The sequence below is a fragment of the Corallococcus sicarius genome (assembly GCF_003611735.1).
In the GTDB taxonomy this organism is placed as follows: domain Bacteria; phylum Myxococcota; class Myxococcia; order Myxococcales; family Myxococcaceae; genus Corallococcus; species Corallococcus sicarius.
The window spans coordinates 1-3,274 of record NZ_RAWG01000543.1; the positions used below are offsets into that span (position 1 = coordinate 1).

Genomic DNA, 3,274 nt, shown 5'->3' on the forward strand with positions numbered 1-3,274 from the left:
CTTCGGGAGCGACCGGAGGGGGCGGCTTCGCGGCGGGGGACGCGTGGATCTCCACCTCGATGGCCTCCGCGCGCAGCCGGGAGGTCCGCTGGGAGGACGCGGGGTCCACCCGCCACAGCAGCAGGAGCACGACGGCGTGCAGGACCAGCGACAGCAGGCCGGCCCATCCAAGACGTCGCAGGCGCCGCATGGCCGGACGCTTTCAGAAAGGCCCCTCCCACTCAACCCGGACTGACGCGGGCGTTCGTGAACCGACGTCCCCTTGCGCCGAGCAGGCAACCCCGGGCCGCGCGAAACAGCCCCGGGGGTGGCTCGACGGATGCCGTGACTCCTGGTGTGCTGCCACCCCCACGTGCCTGCCATGCCTGCCGCCTGTCTCGATGAACCCACGTTCATGGACCTCCTGCTCGGGACGCTGCCGCCCGCGCGGGCCGCCGTCGTGGACGAGCACCTGGACACCTGCCCCTCCTGCCGGCGCATGGTGTCGGAGGCGCTGAAGGTGCAGCCGCCTTCCACCGAGCCGTCGGCGGCCCCCGAGGAGGAGGTCCTCGGCAGCCAGTTCGCCACGCTGCCCGTGGAGCCGTGGCGGGGCCGGAAGCAGCGGCTGCGCCTGCCCACGCCGCCGCTCGCGCGGGGCACCGCGGTGGGGCGCTACCTCATCCTGGAGATGCTGGGCGTGGGCGGGATGAGCGTCGTGTACGCGGCATATGACCCGGAGCTGGACCGCCGCGTCGCGCTCAAGCTCTTGCAGGTGGAGGCCCTGGGGCTGGGCGCGGAGGCCGGCCGCACGCAGGTGCTGCGCGAGGCGCAGGCCATGGCGCGCGTCTCCCATCCGCACGTCGTCTCCGTCTTCGACGTGGGCACCTTCGGCCGGCAGGTCTTCCTCGCCATGGAGCTGGTGGACTCGCGGACGCTGCGCAAGTGGGAGCAGGACGGCCCCCACCCGTGGCGCCAGGTGGTGGACGTCTTCGTCGCCGCGGGGAGGGGGCTCGCCGCGGCGCACGCGGTGGGCGTCGTGCACGGGGACGTGAAGCCGGAGAACATCCTCGTGGGCCAGGACGGCCGGGTGCGCGTCACGGACTTCGGCCTGTCGCGCATCATGTCCGGCGCGGTGGTGCCCCCGGTGACGCCCGGAGGCTTCGCGCGCCCCCGCGCCATGGAGGGCGGGACGCCGGCGTACATGGCCCCGGAGCAGTTCCCTCCGGAGGAGCGCACGGACGCCTTCAGCGACCAGTTCGGCTTCTGCGCCGCGCTCTACGAGGGGCTCTACGGCGAGCGCCCCTTCGCGGGCTTGACGGTGGAGGAGCTGTCCCAGGCGGTGCACGCGGGAAGGGTGAAGAGCGTGCCCCGGCACTCGGGCGTGCCGCAGTGGCTGCGGCGGGTGCTGCTCAAGGGCCTGTCGGTGCGGCCCGAGGACCGGCACGCCTCCATGGAGGCGCTCATCGCGGAGCTGGAGGCCAACCCCACCGCGCGCCGGACGCGGCAGCTGCGCATGGCCGGCGCGTCGGTGCTGCTGCTGTCGGCGGTGGCCATCACCGGCGTGCTCCAGCGGAGCACCGTCACGGGCTGCGAGGGCGCCGCGCGGGCGCTGGACGGCGTGTGGGACGCCGCGCGCCAGCACGCGGTGGACGTGGCCTTCGTCGGCACCGAGCGCCGCTTCGCGCACGATGCCCTGCGCCACGTGCGCCGCGGGCTGAACGCGTACACCGCCGCCTGGGTGACGACGCGCACCGCGGCGTGCGAGGCCACCCGCGTGCGGGGCGAGCAGAGCGAGGCGGTGATGGCGCTGCGCATGCGCTGCCTGGACTCGAGGCTCGCGGACGTGGCCGCGCTCACGCAGCTGTTCACCCAGGCGGATCCGGACCTGGTGGAGCGCGCGCCCCGCGCGGTGGAGGGCCTGCTGCCGCTGTCGGGCTGCTCGGACCTGGAGGCGCTGACGTCCCGGGGCCGCTCCACGCCGGACGACCCCGCCGCGCGCGAGCGCAACGTCGCGCTGCTCCAGGCGCTCGTGGACGCCAGGGCCCTGCGCGCCGCCGGCCGCTACTCGCAGGGCGTGGCGCGCATGGAGCCGGTGGCCCAGGCCGCGCGCGCCGCCGGGGACTGGTCCGGCGCCGCGGACGCGCTGCTGCTGCTCGCGGAGCTGAAGGACGGGGCCGGGGACTACCGGGGCGCGGAGCAGACGGTGCTCCAGGCCGCGTGGGCCGCGGAGGCCGGCCGCAATGACGAAGCCGCCGCGCGCGCGTGGACGCTCGCCGTCCGCGTGACGGGTGAACGGTTGGACCACTACGCCCAGGGCCAGCAGTCCGGGGAGCGCGCCAGCGCCGCGGTGGAGCGGCTGGGCGGCAGCGGCGAGTTGAGCGGCGCGCTCGCGGCGAACCTGGGCCGCCTGCTGTCGCGGCAGGGGCGCTACCCGGAGGCGCACGAGCAGCTCACGCGCGCGCTGTCCTTCCTGGAGAAGCGCTTCGGTCCGGAGGCCCTGGAGGTCGCGGACGTGCGCGTGGAGCTGGGCACCGTGCGCCGCTCGCAGGGGCGCACCGAGGAGGCCCTGGCCCTCTATGAGCGCGCCCTGGGCACCGTGCGCGGCGCGCTGGGGCCCGAACATCCGGACGTGGCGCGCATCCGCCTGGAGCAGGCCAGCGCGCGCTGGCAGCAGGGCGACTTCGTGCAGTCGGAGCGGCTGGCCCGGGGCGCGCTGGCGCTCCTGGAGCGCTCGCTGGGACCGGATCATCCCCAGGTGGCGGACGCGCTCAACAGCCTGGCGCTGGCGCTGCAATACCAGGGCAAGCGCGAGGAGGCGCTGCCCCTGTACGAGCGCGCGCTGCGCATCGCCGAGCAGGCGGAGGGGCGCGACAGCTCCACCGTGGCCATCATCGTCAACAACATCGGCACGCTGCTGGTGCACATGGGCCGGCTGGAGGAGGCCACCCAGCGCTTCGCCACGGCGATTGCCCAACTGGAGGCCAGCGTGGGCGCGGACCATCCCACGCTGGCGCTGGTGCTCCGGGGCATGGGCCAGACGCTCAGCTACCGCAACCAGCCGGAGCAGTCCCTGCCGTACTTCCAGCGCGCCGCCGCCCTGCAGACGTCGCTGCCGGACGACGTGAACGGCGGCTGGACGGGGGCGCTGGTGGACCTGGGGCGCACGTACCTGGTGCTCGGCCGTCCGCGCGAGGCGCTGGCCCCGCTGGAGAAGGCCGTCACCGGCTGGGAGCGCGCCCGGCCCCGCCCCGCGGAGCGCCCCGCCGCGCGCTACATGCTGGCCCGCGCGCTGTGG

Annotated in this window: 1 protein-coding gene and 1 pseudogene; one reads left to right on the plus strand and one right to left on the minus strand. The window is 75.4% G+C overall.

From position 1 onward, the window contains the following. Positions 1–190: pseudogene (locus tag D7X12_RS40375) on the minus strand (TonB C-terminal domain-containing protein); the annotation flags it as partial. A gap of 204 nt (positions 191–394) precedes the next feature. Between D7X12_RS40375 and D7X12_RS40380 the strand changes: the two are divergent. Further along, positions 395–3,274, plus strand: a 2,880-nt coding sequence (locus D7X12_RS40380) for a tetratricopeptide repeat protein (RefSeq protein ID WP_244225072.1), incomplete at its 3' end; no start/stop codon positions are given.